This window comes from Caballeronia sp. (assembly GCF_049581465.1).
Classification (GTDB): domain Bacteria; phylum Pseudomonadota; class Gammaproteobacteria; order Burkholderiales; family Burkholderiaceae; genus Caballeronia.
The window spans coordinates 1-2,740 of sequence record NZ_JBAUSA010000357.1; the positions used below are offsets into that span (position 1 = coordinate 1).

Annotated in this window: 3 protein-coding genes; 1 reads left to right on the top strand and 2 read right to left on the bottom strand. The window is 61.2% G+C overall.

From position 1 onward, the window contains the following. Positions 1-174: 174 nt before the first annotated feature. Together WCA53_RS08895 and WCA53_RS08900 are read right to left on the bottom strand one after the other, a co-directional pair. A complete protein-coding gene (locus WCA53_RS08895; RefSeq protein WP_423908123.1) occupies positions 175-1,581 on the bottom strand; it encodes a lactate utilization protein B in 1,407 nt (468 codons plus the stop codon). Further along, the gene (locus WCA53_RS08900; RefSeq protein ID WP_423908126.1) at positions 1,578-2,321 is read right to left on the bottom strand and encodes a (Fe-S)-binding protein; all 744 of its coding nucleotides are present in this window, start codon (positions 2,319-2,321) and stop codon (positions 1,578-1,580) included. The genes WCA53_RS08895 and WCA53_RS08900 overlap by 4 nt, the downstream gene beginning before the upstream one ends. A gap of 162 nt (positions 2,322-2,483) precedes the next feature. Between WCA53_RS08900 and WCA53_RS08905 the strand changes: the two genes are divergently transcribed. Next, on the top strand, positions 2,484-2,740 hold a 257-nt coding region (locus WCA53_RS08905), incomplete at its 3' end, for a FadR/GntR family transcriptional regulator (RefSeq protein ID WP_423908128.1).

Below are 2,740 nucleotides of genomic sequence, written 5' to 3' on the forward strand. Positions count from 1 at the left end.
CACGTACCGTATCGAGCGACGTCGCTTCGACCACCGTCCCGCCCATCGCGGCCAACGCCGTGCGAAAGCGCTCAAGGCGTTCGCCGGGCGGGGTATCGAAGAGCGGCACCTCGGGTCGCGGCCGCCCCGCTGGCTGGGCCGCGCGAATCTTCGCGATAAAGTCATTGCGCGATGTCATTTGGATTCCTTGCGATTTTTCTTGTACCAGTCGTGGAACGTTTCGACCGGGGTTTCGGGCAAGTCCCGCTGCCTTCCCCAGATGTTCAGCGGGTTATACAACACGAAATTCGGCAGCCGCTTTAGCGCGCCGCCAAGAGAGGCGACCGTGCCGCGATAAAGCGTCGGACTGGCGAGCAGGCGCCCCGCCATTTTCAGCACTTCCTGCTTCACGAACGGCACTTCGTGCTGGGCCGCGATGACTTCGCGCCACTTGTAGATCTGCTCGTGAATGTTGATGCGCACCGGGCAGACGCTCGTGCAACTGCCATTGAGCGTCGACGCAAACGGCAGGCTGCTGTAGCGTTTGAGATCGAAGGTCGGATTGATGATCGCGCCGATCGGCCCCGAATACGTGCCGCCGTACGACAACCCGCCGCTCCTCCGATACACCGGGCACGTGTTCATGCACGCGCCGCACCGGATGCATTTGAGCGAGAACCAGAAATCCTCCATCGCGAGCCGCTCCGAGCGGCCGTGATCGACCAGGATGTAATGCATCTCGGTGCCTGGTCGCGGCGCGCGGAAATGCGAGGTGTATTGCGTGATCGGCGAGCCCAGCGCACTGCGCGACAACATGCGCACGAACACGCCGAGATCGGAAATCTTCGGGATCACCTTCTCGATACCGATCGACGCAATATGCAACGGCGGCACATTCGCCGATAAATCCGCGTTGCCTTCGTTAGTACACACCACGACTGTGCCGGTCTCCGCGACCGCGAAATTGCAGCCCGTCATGCCCGCCGTTTTCTCCCGCACGAAATACGGACGCGTGTTCATACGCTGGCTTTCGGCCAGATAGTGGATGTCGCTATTGGCGGCATCGGTGCCGATCGTGCGGCCAAAAAGCTCGGCAACATCGGCGCGCAGCTTGTGTACAGCCGGCACGACCATGTGACTCGGCTCCTGCCCGTCCAGTTGCTGGATGCGCTCGCCGAGGTCCGTTTCCATGACCGTGATGCCACGCGGTTCGAGGTATGCGCGCATCGCGCATTCGTCGGTGAGCATGGACTTGCTCTTGACGAGCGTCGTCATGCCGCGCTCGGTCATCAGCGTGTGCACGATCTGGTTATGTTCCTCGGCGGTGGCCGCGTAGTGCACGACTACGCCATTGGCCTCCGCTTGCGTGATGAACTGTTCCAGGTAATCGGCGAGATGGGAGAGCGTGTGTTCTTTGATCCCCGACGCGAGATCGCGCAGGGTTTCCCACTCGGGCATGCCGTGCGCCTGGGCATCGCGCTTGCCTCGCAGGTCCCACAGGCGTTTGTCGTGAAAGGCGACATGGTCCGTTTTCGCGATAAACGCGCCCGCTGCTTTCGCGTGATCGATGCGCTTGCTCTTGCCCTTCGTGGGAGCGCTCATGAGCGTGCTCCGTTCAACACCTGCGCGATATGGATGAAGCGCGCATTGAGTTTCAACCGGTCCGCGCAGCCTTGCTGGTGCATCAGGCACGACATATCGCCGGAAACAATATATTGCGCGCCTGCACCCAGGTGATCGCGGACCTTGTCCTGTCCCATGCGCACCGATACCGCTTCCTCCGTCACAGAAAATGTGCCGCCGAAGCCGCAACATTCGTCGGGGCGCGCGGGCGTGACGAACTCGATGCCCTTCACGCTCTCGAGCAATGCACGCGGTTTTGAAAACGGCACCTCCGATATTTCCGATGCCGACGCCTCGCGCAAATGCCGGAGCGCACTGCAGCTATTGTGCAATCCCACCCGATACGGAAATTCGGCCCACGGAAATTCGCGTACCTTCAGGACATCGTGGAGAAATTCAACGAGTTCGTACGCGCCAGCCCTGACCTTGCGCACGGCGGCGGTCTGCTCGATCGCGGTCATATGCGCCCGCACGTGATGGATGCAGCTAGCCGATGGCCCGACCACATAATCGTAGTCGGCAAAATTACGGGCGAACACGCGCTCCGTGCCGGCCGCGTCCTTAACCGCGCCGCTATTGGCCATGGGCTGGCCACAGCAGGTTTGCTCTTCGGGATACGCCACGTCGACGCCCAGGCGTTCGAGCAATTCCAGCGTGGCGATGGCGACTTCGGGATAGAACGCATCGATAAAACAGGGAACGAACAGGGCGACTTTCATCGGATCGGGGATTGTCTCGAAAGGAACGTTTCGCGGACCTTTGGTCAACTTGGTCAGCTTGGTCTGACCAAGACTTTAAAGTTTGTGCGCTTTCATGTCAAACTAGGCGAATTTCCAGGTGACCGCGAGCGGTTTTCGACGGTCCCATTCTTAAAAGCGTTCATGCCGTTTCGACCCGTTCATTCCTACACCCGCGTGCGCATCGCCGATGTCGTGTCCGACCAGATCCGGGCACTCATCACGACCGGTGCCCTGTTGCCCGGCCAGCGCCTGCCCGCCGAGCGCGAGCTCGCCGAGCAACTCAGCGTGTCGCGTCCTTCCCTGCGTGAAGCGCTGATTCGCCTGGAATCGGACGGCTTTATCCAGGCGGTGGCGCGCGGTGGCTTCGTCGTCGCGGACGTGACCGCGCCGCTCGTGTC